Source organism: Achromobacter sp. 1011791174, from assembly GCF_059760925.1.
Genome location: NZ_JCBANH010000127.1, coordinates 1 through 15,801 on the forward strand (window position 1 = coordinate 1; position 15,801 = coordinate 15,801).

The window sequence follows — 15,801 nt, forward strand, 5'->3', positions numbered from 1 at the left end:
CCCCCCGGGCGCCCACCCGCCGCTGGAAGGCGCGACCCGCATCATCGGGTCCATCGCGCTGTCCACGGCGGTGTTCATGAACGTGCTGGACACCTCGATCGCCAACGTGTCCATTCCCACCATCTCGGGCGACCTGGGCGTGAGCACCAGCCAGGGCACCTGGGTGATCACATCCTTCGCGGTGGCCAACGCCATCACGGTGCCCCTGACCGGCTGGCTCACGCAACGCTTCGGCCAGGTGCGGCTGTTCCTGATGTCGACGCTGCTGTTCGTGCTGGCCTCGTGGCTCTGCGGCTTTTCGCCGTCGCTGGAGGCGCTGATCGCCTTCCGTGTGCTGCAGGGCGCCGTCGCCGGCCCGATGATCCCGCTGTCGCAGGCGCTGATGCTGGCGAGCTTTCCGAAGTCGAAGGCCGGCATGGCGCTGGCGGTCTGGTCCATGACCACGCTGGTGGCGCCCGTGGCCGGGCCCTTGCTGGGCGGCTGGATTTCCGACAACTACACCTGGCCCTGGATCTTCTACATCAACGTGCCGGTCGGTCTGCTGGCCGCCTGGATCAGCTGGCGCATCTACCGCGACCGCGAATCGCCCACGCGCAAGCTGCCCATCGACAAGCTGGGGCTGGTCCTGCTGGTGGTGTGGGTCGGCGCGCTGCAAATCATGCTGGACAAGGGCAAGGAGCTGGACTGGTTCGCCAGCCCCACCATCCTGATCCTGGCGGCGGTGGCCGTCGTGGCCTTCGTGTTCTTCCTGATCTGGGAACTGACCGACGCGCACCCCGTGGTGGACCTGCGTCTGTTCAAGGTGCGCAACTTCACGGTCGGCGCGCTGACGCTGGCCGTGGCCTACGGCGTGTTCTTCGGCAACGTGGTGCTGCTGCCGCTCTGGCTGCAAAGCAACATGGGCTACACGGCCACCTACGCGGGCCTGGTCACCGCGCCGGTGGGGCTGTTGGCCATCCTGCTGACGCCGGTCGTGGGCAAGATGCTGGCCACGCGGGATCCGCGCCAGATCGTCACCGTGGCCTTCCTGATCTTCGCGCTGGTGTGCTTCATGCGCTCGGGCTTCAATACCCAGACCGATGTGCGCACGCTGATGACGCCGACCATCATCCAGGGCGCGGCCATGGCGGCCTTCTTCGTGCCCCTGACCTCGATCACGCTGTCCAGCATCGAGCCCTGGCGCATTCCGGCGGCGTCGGGTCTGTCGAACTTCCTGCGCCTGACGGCGGGGGCCTTCGGCACCTCGATCGCCACCACGCTATGGGAAAACCGCGCCACGATGCATCACGCGCAGCTGACGGAAATCGCGCGGCCCGGACAGGCGGCCTTCGACCAGACGGTCGGCACGCTGCAGAACGGGCTGGGCGTGTCGCACGCGCAGGCGCTGACGCTGGTGGACCGGATGGTCAACACGCAGGCCTTCACCATGTCCGCGGTGGACGTGTTCTATGGCTCGGCGGTGATTTTCCTGCTGTTGACCGGCCTGGTCTGGTTCGCCCGGCCCAAGTCCGCGAAGGCGGGCGGCGGCGGCGCGGCGGAAGCGGCGGCGGGAGCCCACTAGACCCGGCGAGCCGCCTTGGCGGCCACCAGGAATGAACAGACCCGCCCTGGAGGCGGGTCTGTTGCGAATGAGGGCTGATGCGGCCGGGTTCCCGTCGACGACCCGCGCCAGAGTGACGCGGTTCAGGCGGTTTCGCTGCGCTCGACGGCACCGGGTTTGAGCAACTCGCGCCAGTCCTTGCGTTCGATCACGTCCGGCGGCAAGGCGCTGACCGGGGATAGGTTGTATACCGAAAGGCCGCGCTCGGCCCAATGCCTGGCGGCAAACCTGAAGGACGGCTCGATCACGCGGGCGAAATGCCGCGCCAACCGGCTGCTCTGAGGCGACACGCCTTCATCGTAGAAGCGCAGGCCGTTTTCAAGGCTCAGGTCCAGGCCATGCACGTAGAGATTACGGGCGCCATACGAAAACAGCACCTGCAACGCGGCATAGGCCACCGTGTCGGCATCGAACACCCCGAGCGCAGCATTGAAGCTGAAGCCCAGCCCCAGCTCCGCATCCAGCAGGTGCAGGTCCGGGTTCGCCTGGACCATGCGCACCAACGTCGCCGGCGCCGTGCTGCGTTGATAGGCCCGCTCGAGGATGAGCTCGATGATACAGATGCGGCAGCGTATCTCTTCCTGGGGCACGCCCTGGACGATGTAGCGCAGCACCTCGGGCGAGACATACAGCGTCAGGTCGCGCGACACGATCTCGCGCACCAGGGCGATGCGATCGCGCACGAAGTTCTGGTCGATAATGCAGTAATACTTGAACGGCAGGTCGTACTTGTTGGCCAGCACGATCGCGCCGTTCACCCCCATCGCGCACTGGATGTTCATCCGGTCATAGGGGATTTCCGCGATGGAAGGGCCGCTCAGGATCAGATGAACGGTTTCGTCGGAGGGGTCGTATCCTTCGTCCAACGGCGTCACAGGCACTGACCGGCCGAATGCCCGATAACCACTGATGGTTCCCAGCGAATCTCGCTGGATGCGGACAAACGGCCAGAGATGCTGGTTGTGCCGCTGGCTGCGCGAGCGCAGCATGCGGAACAACTTGCGCACGAATCGATCCGCCCGCCCGCCACCAATGTGGCCGGGCGGAGCAGGCGAGATCGCTTGGTCCATTTTCACTCTGTAAAGCCCTTCCTCACTACCTTGCTCAGCGCGCCGAAATCAGCGACGCGATCGCGTCTCCGACCTCGGCGGTGGATGCCGTGCCCTGCATGTCCCGGGTGCGCGGTCCGTCCGCCAGCACGGTCTCGATCGCGCTCACGACGGCGGCGGATGCCTCCGGATAGCCCAGGAAATCCAGCATCAGCGCGCCGCTCCAGATCTGGCCGATCGGATTGGCGATGCCCTTGCCGTAGATGTCGGGCGCCGAACCGTGCACGGGCTCGAACAGGGATGGGAACTTGCGCTCGGGATTCAGGTTGGCCGACGGCGCGATGCCGATGGTGCCCGTGCAGGCCGGACCCAGGTCCGACAGGATATCGCCGAACAGATTGGACGCCACCACGACGTCGAACCAGTCGGGATGCTGCACGAAATGAGCGCACAGGATATCGATATGGTACTTGTCCCAGCGCACGTCGGGATAGCCCTTGGCGATATCGGCCACGCGCTCGTCCCACCAAGGCATCGAGATGGAAATGCCGTTGGACTTGGTGGCTGCGGTCAGGTGCTTGCCGCGCTTCTGGGCCAGGTCGAACGCGAACTTCAGCACGCGGTCGGCGCCAACACGGGTGAACACGCTTTCCTGGATCACCACCTCGCGCTCGGTGCCCTCGAACAGGCGGCCGCCGCTATTGGAGTATTCGCCCTCGGTGTTTTCGCGAACGATGTAGAAATCGATCTCTCCGGGCTTGCGATTAGCCAGCGGCGAAGGCACGCCGGGCATCAGACGCACGGGACGCAAATTGATGTACTGATCGAATTCGCGGCGGAACTTGAACAGCGAACCCCACAGCGCCTCGTGGTCGGGCACCGTGGCCGGCCAGCCGATCGAGCCGAAGAAAATCGCTTCGTGTTGACCAATCTGCGCGCGCCAGTCGTCCGGCATCATTTTGCCGTGCTTCGCGTAATAATCGCAGCTCCAGTCGAAGTGGTCCCACTGGAATCCGATATCGAATCGCGCCGCGACCGCATCCAGCACTTTCAGGCCTTCGGGCACGACTTCCTTGCCTATGCCGTCTCCCGGAAGCACCGCGATCTTGTGTTTCTTAGCCACCAATTTTTTCCCTTTGATTCTCGGCATATACCGCCCAAGATCATAGGCATAAATTATAGTGGCGCAATACCCCTGGTTACAAAAACTCCGGATATTTCCGGGAAACCGGCCACAAAAATCCCGTTTCAGACTATTGCGTATGACAGCGCATTGTCAGATAGGACGGCTCCGCCAATCCTCCCGCAACGTCAGCGGCGCCCCTTCGAGCCAAGCAACGATCCCAGGATGCCTCGCGCCAGTTCCCGGGCGACCGTGCGGACGGTGCTCTTGGCCATCGTCTGGACCACCCCGTCGCGCTTGCCGCCCCTGGGGCCCGTCGATCCGAACAGCACTTCGTTCAGGCCCTGCATGAAGCCGCCCTCCTCGCCAGCCGGCGACTGCCCGCCCGCGGGCGCGCCGGGCGCGGCCGCGCCGCCGCCATTCTGGCCAGCGGGGGCCGATGCCCGGCCCGCCAGCACCTCATAGGCGGATTCGCGGTCGATCGCCTGCTCGTACTTGGCCGACAAGGGATTGGCCCGTCGCAACGCCTGGCGCTCGGCATCCGTGGCCGGCCCGATGCGGCTGGCCGGCGGCACGATCCAGGCGCGCTCCGTCGGCTGCGGCCGCCCCTTGGCGTCCAGCAAGGACACCAGGGCCTCGCCGACGCCCAGTTCGGTGATGGCGGCCTCGATATCCAGCCCGGGATTGGGACGCATGGTCTGCGCCGCCGTCTTGACGGCCTTCTGGTCACGCGGCGTGAAGGCGCGCAGCGCGTGCTGGACGCGGTTGCCCAGCTGCCCCAGCACCGTGTCGGGAATGTCCAGCGGGTTCTGGGTGACGAAATACACCCCGACGCCCTTGGAGCGGACCAGGCGGACCACCTGCTCGATCTTGGTCAGCAGGGCTTGCGGCGCGTCGGTGAACAGCAGATGGGCCTCGTCGAAGAAGAAGACCAGCTTGGGCTGTTCCATATCGCCCACTTCCGGCAGCTTTTCGTACAGGTCGCCCAGCAGCCAGAGTAGGAAGATCGCGTACAGGCGCGGCGCCTGCATGAGTTTGTCGGCGGCCAGCACGTTGACGATGCCGCGTCCCTGGGCGTCGGTGCGCATCAGGTCGGCCACATCGAGCATGGGCTCGCCGAAGAACTTCTCGGCCCCCTGCGACTCCAGCGTCAGCAGGCTGCGCTGGATCGCGCCCACGCTGGCGGCCGACACGTTGCCGTAACGGGTCTTTAGCTCGGCGCTGCGGTCGGCCACGTTCTGCAGCATGGCGCGCAGGTCCTTCAGGTCCAGCAGCAGTTGGCCTTCGTCGTCGGCGACCTTGAACACCAGCGCCAGCACGCCTTCCTGGGTGTCGTTCAGTTCCAGGATGCGCGCCAGCAGCAGCGGCCCCATGTCGGAAATGGTGGCCCGGACCGGCGCGCCCTGCTCGCCGAACACGTCCCACAGCGCCACCGGGCTGGCGGCCCAGGCCGGCTCGGCCAGGCCCAGGCTCTTGAGCCGTTCCTGCAACTTGGGAGAGGCCGCGCCCGCCTGGGAAACGCCGGTCAGGTCGCCCTTGACGTCGGCCATGAACACCGGCGTGCCGATGCGGGAAAACGATTCCGCCAGCACCTGCAGGGTGACGGTCTTGCCGGTCCCCGTCGCGCCGGTGATGCAGCCATGCCGGTTTGCCAAGGCCGGCAGCAGGGCCAGTTCCGTCTGCGCGTTCTTGGCGATGAGGATGGGGTTGGGCATGGACGACTCCGGACCGGTTGAAACAGATGCCCAAGTGTAGAGCCTGCCGGCGGGCTTGTGCGCGTGGCCGGACGGACACAACCGGCGCGCGGCCGGGCGCGCGCCGCGCCGGCACGGTAAAATGCTCGCCTTCAAAGACCTTTTATCCTGGAACGCTATGGCCGGACACAGCAAATGGGCCAATATTCAACACCGCAAGGGCCGTCAAGACGCCAAGCGGGGCAAGCTCTGGACCAAGATCATCCGTGAAATCACGGTGGCGGCCCGTGCCGGCGGCCCCGACCCGGACAGCAATCCGCGGCTGCGCATGGCCTGGGACAAGGCGACCGACGCCAACATGCCCAAGGACAACATCCAGCGCGCCATCCAGCGCGGCGCCGGCGGCGCCGACGGCGAAGCCTACGAGGAAGTCCGCTACGAGGGCTACGGCATCGGCGGCGCGGCGGTGATCGTCGACTGCATGACCGACAACCGCACCCGCACCGTGGCCGAAGTGCGCCACGCCTTCGCCAAGAACGGCGGCAACCTGGGCCAGGAAGGCTCGGTCGCCTTCATGTTCAAGCATTGCGGCCAGTTCGTGTTCGCCCCCGGCACCCCGGAAGACAAGGTCATGGAAGCCGCCCTGGAAGCGGGCGCCGAGGACGTGACGACCGATGACGAAGGCGTGATCGAAGTGATCAGCGCGCCGGCCGATTACGCCGCCGTGCGCAAGGCCTTCGACGCCGCCGGCCTGAAGGCCGAGATGGACGGCATCGTCATGAAGGCCCTGAATGAAACCGAGCTGGCCGGGGAAGACGCCATCAAGATGCAGAAACTGCTCGACGCCCTGGAAGGCCTGGACGACGTGCAGGAAGTCTATACGACCGTCGTTTTCGACGAAGCGCAGTAAGCCGCAAGCAACCTTCAGAACCACGCAATAATGAAACTCCTGGTAATTGGCTCGGGCGGCCGCGAACATGCCCTCGCATGGCGGCTGGCCCGCTCCCCGCGCGTACACAAGGTCTACGTCGCGCCGGGCAACGGCGGCACCCAGCGCGCCGAGCAGATGGAAAACATCGCGCTCACCAATGCCGAGGAGCTGGCCGATTTCGTCCAGCGCGAAGGCATCGCGCTGACCGTGGTCGGCCCCGAGGCTCCGCTGGCGGCCGGCGTCGTCGACGTGTTCCGCGCGCGCGGCCTGAAGATCTTCGGTCCCACCAAGGCGGCCGCGCAGCTGGAAAGCTCGAAGGACTACGCCAAGGCCTTCATGGTCCGCCACAACATCCCGACGGCGCGCTACGAGACCTTCACCGACCCGGCCCGCGCGCACGCCTACATCGACGCGGAGGGCGCCCCCATCGTCATCAAGGCCGACGGCCTGGCCGCCGGCAAGGGCGTGGTGGTGGCTGCGACGCTGGAAGAGGCCCACGCGGCGGTCGACGCCATGCTGGGCGACGGCTCCATGGGCGAGGCCGGCGCGCGCGTCGTGATCGAGGAATGCCTGGTCGGCGAGGAAGCCAGCTTCATCGTCATGTGCGACGGCCGCAACGTGCTGGCGCTGGCCACCAGCCAGGACCACAAGCGCCTGCAGGACGGCGACCAGGGCCCCAACACCGGCGGCATGGGCGCCTATTCGCCCGCCCCCATCGTCACGCCCGAGCTGCACCACCGCATCATGCGCGAGATCATCCTGCCGACCGTGCAGGGCATGACGCGCGACGGCATCCCGTACACCGGCTTCCTGTACGCCGGCCTGATGATCGCCCCCGGCGATGATCCGGACCGCGCCATCAAGACGCTGGAATTCAACTGCCGCATGGGCGACCCGGAAACCCAGCCCATCATGATGCGCGTCAAAAGCGACCTGCTCGACGCGCTGGAGCACGCGGTGGACGGCACGCTCGACCAGGCCGACATCACCTGGGACCGCCGCACCGCGCTGGGCGTGGTGCTGGCCTCGCACAACTACCCCAACACGCCGCGCACCGGCGACGTCATCAAGGGCCTGCCGGCCGACGCCGAGGACTGCATGGTGTTCCATGCCGCCACGCGCCTGGAAGGCGATGAAGTCCAGACCACCGGTGGCCGCGTGCTGTGCGTGACGGCGTTGGGCGACTCGGTCAAGATGGCCCGCGACCGCGTGTACGAGGCGATCGACGGCATCCACTTCGACGGCCGCCAGTACCGCAGCGACATCGGCTGGCGCGCGCTCAAGCCCTCCCAGCAGAAAACCGGCCGATGAGCGCCCTGCCCGTCACCGATGTCCGGGACTATCTGACCGGGCTGCAGTCCCGCATCGTCGGCGCGCTGGAAGACGCGGAGGGCGCCGCCTTCCGCAGCGACTCCTGGACCCGCGCCGAAGGCGGCGGCGGGCTGTCGCGCCTGATCGAGGGCGGCGCGCTGTTCGAGCGCGCCGGCGTGCTGTTCAGCCACGTCAAGGGCTCGCAGCTGCCGCCGTCGGCCAGCGCGCACCGGCCCGAGCTGGCCGGCCGCCCCTGGGAAGCCATGGGCGTGTCCATGGTGCTGCATCCGCGCAACCCCTATGTGCCGACCACGCACATGAACGTGCGCATGTTCCTGGCCGCGGCCCGTCCCGGCCATGACGAAAGCGACGTCTTCTGGTTCGGCGGCGGCATCGACCTGACGCCGTACTACCCGTTCGAGGAAGACGCCCGCCATTTCCACGCAACCTGTCGGGACGCGCTGGCGCCGCACGGCGCGGACTACTATCCGCGCTACAAGCGCTGGTGCGACGAGTACTTCTTCCTGAAGCACCGTAACGAGACGCGCGGCGTCGGCGGCATCTTCTACGACGATCTCAACGCGCCCGGCTTCGACGCCTCGTTCGCGCTGACGCGCTCGGTCGGCGACGCCTTCCTGCCGGGCTACATGCCCATCGTCGAACGCCGTCGCGGCCTGACCTACGGCGAGCGCGAGCGCGACTTCCAGGCCTACCGGCGCGGCCGCTACGTCGAATTCAACCTGGTGTTCGACCGAGGCACGCTGTTCGGCCTGCAATCGGGCGGACGCACGGAATCCATCCTGCTGTCCATGCCGCCCATGGCGCATTGGCGCTACGACTGGCAGCCGCAGGCGGGCACGCCCGAGGCCGAGCTGGCGGCCTACCTGACGCCACGGGACTGGGCGTGAAGCGTATCGGGCTCCTGGGCGGCAGTTTCGACCCCGTCCATCTGGCGCACGTGGCGCTGGCGCAAAGCGCGCTGTCGGCGCTCGCGCTGGAACAAGTGCAACTGATCCCCACCGCCAATCCCTGGCAGCGCGAGGCGCTGCAAGCAACGCCGGCGCAACGCCTGGACATGCTGGCGCTGGCCATCGCGGACCAGCCCGGCCTGGCCGTCAACCCCATCGAGATCGAGCGGGGCGGCGCCACCTACACCATCGACACCCTGCGCGCCCTGCCCGGCGATGCCCGCTACGTCTGGCTGCTGGGCGCCGACCAGCTGGCCAACTTCTGCACCTGGCGCGCCTGGGACGAAATCGCCGAGCGCGTGGACATGGCCGTGGCGGTCCGTCCCGGCACGCCGCTGGCGCCGCCCGCCGAACTGGCGGCGCGCCTGCGGGAGCTGGGTCGCGGGCTGCAATCCCTGCCCTTCGCGCCCATGGCCGTGTCCGCCTCGGAAATCCGCCGCCGCCTGGCCAAGGGCGAATCCACGGCGGGCATGCTGGCCGAGCCCGTGGCCGCGTATATTGCGGCGCACAATCTCTACCGATAATCCTCCCGCCCGCCGGGCGCGATCGCCGTGAATATCGGTTCCGGCCATCCGCCCGCGGGTTATTATTCGCAGCTATGGATATACAGAAACTCCAACGCGCCGTCATCGATGCCCTCGAAGACGTCAAGGCGCAAGACATCAAAGTCTTCAACACCACGCACCTCACCAGCCTGTTCGACCGGGTGGTGATCGCCAGCGCAACCTCCAACCGGCAAACCCGCGCCCTGGCGTCCAGCGTCGCCGACCGTGGCCGCGCCATGGACCTGTCCGGCATCACCATCGAAGGCGAGGACACCGGCGAGTGGGTCGTGGTCGACCTGGGCGACGTGGTCGTGCACATCATGCAGCCCGCCATCCGCCAGTACTACAACCTGGAAGAGATCTGGGGCGGCAAGCCGGTGCGCGTCAAGCTGCTGCCGGAATCCACCCGCGCCGCCCCCGTCGCCGGCAGCAACGCCTACGACGGCGTGGACGACTGAGTCCGCCGTGAAACTCATCGTCGCGGCCGTCGGCACGCGCATGCCCGAGTGGGTCGAGACTGCCTGGAACGATTACGCCAAGCGGCTGCCGCCGGACTGCGCGCTGGAACTGCGCGAAATCAAGCCCGAGCCACGCACCAGTGGCAAGACGCCGGCGCAGATGATGGCGGCGGAAGCCAAGCGCATCGATGCCGCCCTGCCCCCGGGCGCGCTGCGCCTGGCGCTGGACGAGCGCGGTCGCGACCTGACCACGGTCGCGCTGTCGCAAAAGCTGGAACAATGGCGCGCGGGCGGCCAGGACGTGGCCTTCCTGGTGGGCGGCCCCGATGGCCTGGACGCCGAGCTGAAGGCGTCCTGCGGCGGGCAGATCCGCCTGTCGTCGCTGACCCTGCCGCACCCCATGGTGCGGGTGGTCCTGGCCGAGCAGCTCTACCGCGCCTGGGCCATCATGACCAACCATCCCTATCACCGCGCCTGACTCCGGGCGCGGCCAGCCCCGCATGGACCTGACCTCGACTTCCGGCGCGCCCGCGCGCATCTACCTGGCCTCCGCTAGCCCCCGGCGCCGCGAGCTGCTGACCCAGATGGGCGTGGCGCACGAGGTGCTGCAGGTGCCGGCTCCGCCCGGCGAGGACGAACCCCAGCACGCGGGCGAAAGCGCCACCGACTATGTGGTCCGCACCGCCAGGGAAAAGGCCCTGCGCGGACGCGACTGGATGCAGGCCCAGGGCCTGGCGCCGCTGCCCCTGCTGTCGGCCGACACCACGGTGATCCTGGCGGGCACCGTGCTCGGCAAGCCCGCCGACCGCGCCGATGCCGAACGCATCCTGCGCGCCCTGTCCGGCGCCACGCATGAAGTCCGCACCGCGGTGGCGCTGTGGGCCGGCGACGGCCTGCGGGAAGCCGTCTCGGTCACACAAGTCAGCATGCGTGCACTGGACGCGGAAGACATCGCGCGCTATTGCGACAGCGGCGAGCCCTATGGCAAGGCCGGCGCCTATGGCGTCCAGGGACAGGCCGGCGCCTTCGTCGCCAGCCTGTCGGGCAGCTATACCGGCGTGATGGGCCTGCCGGTATTCGAGACCGCGGCATTGCTGCGCGCGGTCGGCATCCGCATTCCCTGAGTCGTCAGCCCTGCTGCGCCGGCGCCGGCACCGCCAGGCTCTGGCCTTGCTGCTGCGGCGCTTCGCCGGGCGACGGCAAGTCCTGGCCGTCCAGCGCCCGTTCCAGCTGCCCGCGGTCGAGTTCGCCTTCCCAGCGCGCCACCACCACGGCGGCCGTGGCATTGCCAACCAGATTGGTCAGCGCGCGGCATTCGGACATGAAACGGTCCACGCCCAGGATCAGCGCCATGCCGGCTACCGGCACGCTGGGCACCACCGACAGCGTGGCCGCCAAAGTGATGAAACCCGCGCCCGTCACGCCCGCCGCGCCCTTGGAGCTCAGCATCGCCACCAGCAGCAGCAGGATCTGATCGCCCAGCGACAGCGGGATATCGCAGGCCTGCGCGATGAACAGCGCCGCCATGGTCATGTAGATATTGGTGCCGTCCAGGTTGAACGAATAGCCGGTCGGCACCACCAGCCCGACCACGGACTTCGAACACCCGGCCTTCTCCATCTTCTGCATCAGCGTCGGCAGCGCGGCTTCCGAGGAGCTCGTGCCCAGCACCAGCAGCAGCTCTTCGCGGATGTAGCGCACCAGCTTCAGGATGGAAAAGCCGTTGTAACGCGCCACCGCGCCCAGCACGATCACCACGAACAGCACCGAGGTGGCGTAGAACGTGCCCACCAGCATGGCCAGATTGACCACCGACTTGATGCCGTACTTGCCGATGGTGAAGGCCATGGCGCCGAACGCGCCGATCGGCGCCGCCTTCATCAGGATGGCGACCAGCTTGAAGATGGGCTGGGCCAGCGCCGTCAGGAAGTTCAGCACCGGTTTGCCGCGCTCGCCGACCTGCGCCAGCGCGATGCCGAACAGCACCGCGACGAACAGCACCTGCAGGATGTCACCGCCGACGAAGGGGCTGAAGATGGTCGTCGGGATGATGTTCATCAGGAAGCCGGTGATGGTCGAGTCATGGGCCTTGGCCACATAGCCCGACACCGCCTTGGTGTCCAGCGTCTTGGGGTCGATGTGCATGCCGGCGCCCGGCTGCACGATATGGCTGACCACCATGCCGACCACCAGGGCCAGCGTCGAGAACACCAGGAAGTACAGCATGGCCTTGCCTGCCACGCGGCCGACCTTCTTCAGGTCGCTCATGGCGGCGATGCCGGTGGCCACGGTCAGGAAGATGACGGGCGCGATGATCATCTTCACCAGCTTGATGAAGCCGTCGCCCAGCGGTTGCATGGACTGTCCCAGCTCAGGCTTGTAGTGGCCGAGCAGCATGCCGACCACAATGGCGAAAAGCACCTGCACGTACAGGACTTGATAGAACTTCAGCTTGCGCGCGGGCGCGCCTTGATCAGTGTCGATCATGGGTTTTGTCCCCACCAGGGCCCCAGCTCCGCGCGATTCAGCAGCACGGGCGGCGGGGCGTTATCTCTTTTATGGTCGCCCCGCATGGCGAGGCGGCCGATTTCACCGCGCGGACGCGCCACGGGCTTGTCCTTTCCTACGCAAACGGCGTGCCAACCTGCCTGGGCACACAAAAATATTCCAAGTCATTGAAAAATAAGGATTTTATTTTTTTCCAATGAACATCGGCAGATCCTGGCTGCGAAAGTCCGCACAAGCCGGAGATAAAATGTGCGAAAAACCGCACAACCATGTCCGATTCCACCGCCACCCCGCGCATCGAGCCGCCCGCCAGCAAGCCGGGCATGGGCTGGCCCGCGCGCATCACACTGGCGTTGCTGCTCATCGGCGCCATCTTCGCCGTGCTGCATCTGGCCACCGGCTGGGCGCGCGAAGGCGCGCTGCGGGAGGCGGCCCAGCTGGCGCGCAACGCCAGCCAGATCAACGCCGCCCTGCTGCGCAACAACCTGGACAAATTCCGCGCGCTGCCCTTCGTGCTGACGCGCGATGTGGACCTGCGCGCGGCGCTGCTGGATCCCGTGCCGGCCCAGATCGGGCCGCTCGATGAAAAACTCGAAGCCCTGAGCCGCGGCGTGGGCGCGGCGGCCATCTACGTGCTGGACCGCACGGGCTACGCCGTCGCCGCCAGCAACTGGCGCGAGCCGGCCAGCTTCGAGGGCGTGGACTACCAGTTCCGGCCGTATTTCCGTGGCGCGGTCGCGCATGGCTCGGCCGAGCACTTCGCGCTCGGCACCATCAGCCACGAAGCCGGCCTGTACCTGTCGCGCCGCGTCGACGCGCCGGACGGCGGCATGCTCGGCGTGGTGGTGCTGAAGGTGGATTTCCGCGAACTGGAGGCCGACTGGCGCCAGTCCAACGCGCCGATCTTCGTCACCGACGAACACGGCGTGGTCCTGCTGGGCAGCCTGCCTCAATGGCGCTTCGACGTGCTGGCGCCGCTATCCGAAGAGCTGGCGCAGCGGCTACGCACCAGCCTGCAATTCGGCGACGCCCGCTTCCAGTCCGTGCCGATCAGCCCGCCGCTGCAGACCAGCAGCACGGGAACGCTGGTGCGCGCGGACGTGGCCCTGCCGCAGATACCGGCCGGCTCGCCGCTGCTGCACACCACGCTGCCCATCACCGAATCGCCGGGATGGACGCTGCACCTGCTGTCGCCGGTGCAGTCCGCGCTGAACCGCGCCAGCGCCAATGCCCAGCTGGGCGCGCTGCTGGCGCAAAGCCTGCTGGCCGCCATCGTCGGCGTGCTGCTCTACCGCCGGCACCGCGGCCATGAGCACACCCGGCAGCAGACCGCCATCCGCCAGCAGCTCGCCGACCAGGTGCACGAACGCACGGCGCAGTTGCGGCTGGCCAACGACCGGCTGCTCGGCGAAATGGACGAACGCCAACGCGCCCAGGCGCGGCTGCACACGCTGCAGGATGAACTGGTCCAGGCCAGCAAGCTGGCCTTGCTGGGACAGGTGGCCGCCGGCGTCGCGCACGAAATCAACCAGCCTGTCGCCGCCATCCGCAGCTACGCGGACAATGCCGCCGAATTCCTGCGCCGCCAGGATCCGGAGACCGCGCGCGAAAACCTGGAATCCATCGCCTCGCTCACGGAACGCATCGGCCATATCACCGGCGAGCTGCGCGCCTTCTCGCGCAAGGCCAGCACGCAGGTCGCGCCGATCAGCCTGGGCGCGGCGCTGGACGGCGCGCTGCTGCTGGCCGGCCCGCGCGCCGCGCGGCAGGGCGTGGCGCTGCATCGGCCGGCCGCCGGCCAGGATGCGCGGGTGCTGGCCGACCGCATCCGGCTGGAGCAGGTGCTGGTCAATCTGCTGCAGAACGCGCTGGACGCGCTGGGCGGTCAGCCCGGCGGCCGCATCACCCTGGCCTTGCGCGACCAGGGCGAGCGGGTACAGCTCTATTTCCATGACAACGGACCGGGCCTGAGCGCCGAAGCGCTGGCCGGCCTGTTCACGCCCTTCCACACCACCAAGCCCGAGGGCCTGGGACTGGGGCTGGTGATCTCCCGCGACATCGTCGCCGAATTCGGCGGCGAGCTGCGCGCGGCGGATGCCACGGACCCGGAGTTCCCCGCGCCCCACGGCCCCGGACGCGGCGCCCTGTTCATCCTGACGCTGCGCAAGGCGTCCCCCCTTCCCGCATCATGAGCCGATCCGCCTCTTCCGCGCCGCCATCCGGCGCCGCCGCCCTGCCCGCCAAACCCGCCGTGCGCGTGGTCTTCATCGACGACGACGCCGAGCTGCGCCGCGCCAACAGCCAGACGCTGAAGCTGCATGGCTTCCAGGTGGAGGCCCATGCCAGCGCCCGCGCCGCGCTGCCCGTGCTGACGCGCGCGTTCGACGGCGTGGTGGTGACCGACATCCGCATGCCGGACATGGACGGGCTGCAACTGTTCCAGCGGCTGCGCGACCTCGACGCCGAAATCCCCGTCATCCTGATCACCGGCCATGGCGACATCGCCACCGCCGTCCAGTGCATGCGCGAGGGCGCCTATGACTTCCTGGCCAAGCCCTATCCCGCCGAGCGCCTGATCGCCACCATCGGCCATGCCGCCGAGAAGCGCAGGCTGGTGCTGGAAAACCGCCGCCTGCAGGAAGCGGCCTTCGCCTCGGGCGCCGACGCGGAGCCATTCATCGGCAATACCCCGGCCATGCTGCGGATCAAGCAGACGCTGCGGCATATCGCCGACGCCGACGTGGACGTGCTGGTGGAAGGCGAGACCGGCACCGGCAAGGAAGTGGTCGCCAGCGCACTGCATCGTCTGAGCCGCCGACGCCAGCACGAACTGGTGGCGATCAACTGCGGCGCGCTGCCCGAAAGCGTGATCGAGAGCGAGCTGTTCGGCCATGAGGCGGGCGCCTTCACCGGCGCCCAGAAGAGGCGCATCGGCCGCATCGAGCATGCCAGCGGCGGCACGCTGTTCCTCGACGAGATCGAGAGCATGCCCCTGAACATCCAGGTCAAGTTCCTGCGCGTGCTGGAAACCCGCCAGATCACGCCGCTGGGCACCAACGACGTGCGCAGACTGGACCTGCGGGTGGTCGCGGCCACCAAGGAAGACCTGGGCAGCGCGCTGGCGCGCCCGCATTTCCGCGAAGACCTGTTCTATCGCCTGAACGTCGTCACCATCCGGATCCCGCCGCTACGCGAACGGCGCGACGACATTCCGCTGCTGTTCGCGCACTACCTGGGCATCGCCTCGCGGCGCTTCCAGCGCGACATCCCCGACCTGCCGGCGCAGGTCCGGCAGCATCTGCTGGAACACGCCTGGCCCGGCAACGTGCGCGAGCTGGCCCACTTCGCCGAGCGCGTCGTGCTGGGCGTGCATGGCGGCACGCCGCTGTCGGCGCCGCAGCCTGCCGGTGCGGGCAGCCTGCCGGAAAGGGTGGAACGCTTCGAGGCGCAGCTGATCCGCGACGCGCTGGCCGTCAACCATGGCGATATCAAATCCACGCTGGAAGCCCTGGGCATTCCGCGCAAGACGTTCTACGACAAGCTTCAACGCCATGGCATAGACCGCCAGGAATACACCGGCGGCGCGTTGGAATAGCGGCGCCGGTGTATTCCTG

Annotated in this window: 14 protein-coding genes; 10 read left to right on the forward strand and 4 right to left on the reverse strand. The window is 67.7% G+C overall.

Annotation, left to right across the window (positions count from 1 at the left end; translation table 11 throughout):
• The coding region (locus tag AC6LJ5_RS27755; protein WP_498142195.1) for a DHA2 family efflux MFS transporter permease subunit at positions 1–1,561 on the forward strand (1,561 nt) is incomplete at its 5' end.
• Between the two features lie 122 nt (positions 1,562–1,683).
• On the opposite strand, the gene AC6LJ5_RS27760 is transcribed toward AC6LJ5_RS27755, so the two are convergent.
• The 3 genes from AC6LJ5_RS27760 to AC6LJ5_RS27770 all read right to left on the reverse strand — a co-directional run bounded on the left by AC6LJ5_RS27760 (position 1,684) and on the right by AC6LJ5_RS27770 (position 5,487).
• The gene (locus AC6LJ5_RS27760; protein ID WP_498142196.1) at positions 1,684–2,670 is read right to left on the reverse strand and encodes a WaaZ-like lipopolysaccharide core biosynthesis protein; all 987 of its coding nucleotides are present in this window, start codon (positions 2,668–2,670) and stop codon (positions 1,684–1,686) included.
• A gap of 34 nt (positions 2,671–2,704) precedes the next feature.
• A complete protein-coding gene (locus tag AC6LJ5_RS27765; protein ID WP_103276577.1) occupies positions 2,705–3,772 on the reverse strand; it encodes a tartrate dehydrogenase in 1,068 nt (355 codons plus the stop codon).
• A 188-nt stretch (positions 3,773–3,960) separates the two neighbouring features.
• The gene (locus AC6LJ5_RS27770; protein WP_498142197.1) at positions 3,961–5,487 is read right to left on the reverse strand and encodes a helicase HerA-like C-terminal domain-containing protein; all 1,527 of its coding nucleotides are present in this window, start codon (positions 5,485–5,487) and stop codon (positions 3,961–3,963) included.
• 157 nt (positions 5,488–5,644) lie between these two features.
• Here AC6LJ5_RS27770 and AC6LJ5_RS27775 point away from each other — a divergent pair, with 157 nt between their 5' ends.
• The 7 genes from AC6LJ5_RS27775 (at position 5,645) to AC6LJ5_RS27805 (ending at position 10,803) form a co-directional block, all read left to right on the forward strand.
• Complete coding sequence (locus AC6LJ5_RS27775) at positions 5,645–6,376, forward strand: YebC/PmpR family DNA-binding transcriptional regulator (protein WP_103275398.1); 732 nt, start codon at positions 5,645–5,647, stop codon at positions 6,374–6,376.
• A gap of 30 nt (positions 6,377–6,406) precedes the next feature.
• On the forward strand, positions 6,407–7,708 hold the full coding sequence (gene purD, locus AC6LJ5_RS27780; protein WP_392410907.1) for a phosphoribosylamine--glycine ligase: 1,302 nt from the start codon (positions 6,407–6,409) through the stop codon (positions 7,706–7,708).
• Positions 7,705–8,616: an oxygen-dependent coproporphyrinogen oxidase gene (gene hemF / locus AC6LJ5_RS27785; RefSeq protein WP_103275400.1), complete on the forward strand. Its 912-nt coding sequence runs from the start codon at positions 7,705–7,707 to the stop codon at positions 8,614–8,616. Before purD ends, hemF begins: the two co-directional genes overlap by 4 nt.
• On the forward strand, positions 8,613–9,200 hold the full coding sequence (gene nadD / locus AC6LJ5_RS27790) for a nicotinate (nicotinamide) nucleotide adenylyltransferase (protein WP_103275401.1): 588 nt from the start codon (positions 8,613–8,615) through the stop codon (positions 9,198–9,200). The genes hemF and nadD overlap by 4 nt, the downstream gene beginning before the upstream one ends.
• Before the next feature lie 74 nt (positions 9,201–9,274).
• Positions 9,275–9,679, forward strand: coding sequence for a ribosome silencing factor (rsfS, locus tag AC6LJ5_RS27795; RefSeq protein WP_103275402.1), 405 nt, complete (start codon positions 9,275–9,277; stop codon positions 9,677–9,679).
• 7 nt (positions 9,680–9,686) lie between these two features.
• A complete protein-coding gene (gene rlmH, locus AC6LJ5_RS27800; RefSeq protein ID WP_392410910.1) occupies positions 9,687–10,157 on the forward strand; it encodes a 23S rRNA (pseudouridine(1915)-N(3))-methyltransferase RlmH in 471 nt (156 codons plus the stop codon).
• A 22-nt stretch (positions 10,158–10,179) separates the two neighbouring features.
• Complete coding sequence (locus AC6LJ5_RS27805) at positions 10,180–10,803, forward strand: Maf family protein (RefSeq protein ID WP_498142198.1); 624 nt, start codon at positions 10,180–10,182, stop codon at positions 10,801–10,803.
• Between the two features lie 4 nt (positions 10,804–10,807).
• Here the strand turns inward: AC6LJ5_RS27805 and AC6LJ5_RS27810 are convergent, their stop codons facing one another.
• Complete coding sequence (locus AC6LJ5_RS27810) at positions 10,808–12,166, reverse strand: dicarboxylate/amino acid:cation symporter (protein WP_103275405.1); 1,359 nt, start codon at positions 12,164–12,166, stop codon at positions 10,808–10,810.
• A 290-nt stretch (positions 12,167–12,456) separates the two neighbouring features.
• On the opposite strand from AC6LJ5_RS27810, the gene AC6LJ5_RS27815 reads away from it, so the two are divergent.
• Together AC6LJ5_RS27815 and AC6LJ5_RS27820 are read left to right on the forward strand one after the other, a co-directional pair.
• A complete protein-coding gene (locus AC6LJ5_RS27815) occupies positions 12,457–14,379 on the forward strand; it encodes a sensor histidine kinase (RefSeq protein WP_498142199.1) in 1,923 nt (640 codons plus the stop codon).
• Entirely contained in the window at positions 14,376–15,782 is a 1,407-nt protein-coding gene (locus tag AC6LJ5_RS27820; protein ID WP_498142200.1) for a sigma-54-dependent transcriptional regulator, read from the forward strand. Before AC6LJ5_RS27815 ends, AC6LJ5_RS27820 begins: the two co-directional genes overlap by 4 nt.
• Positions 15,783–15,801: the final 19 nt, after the last annotated feature.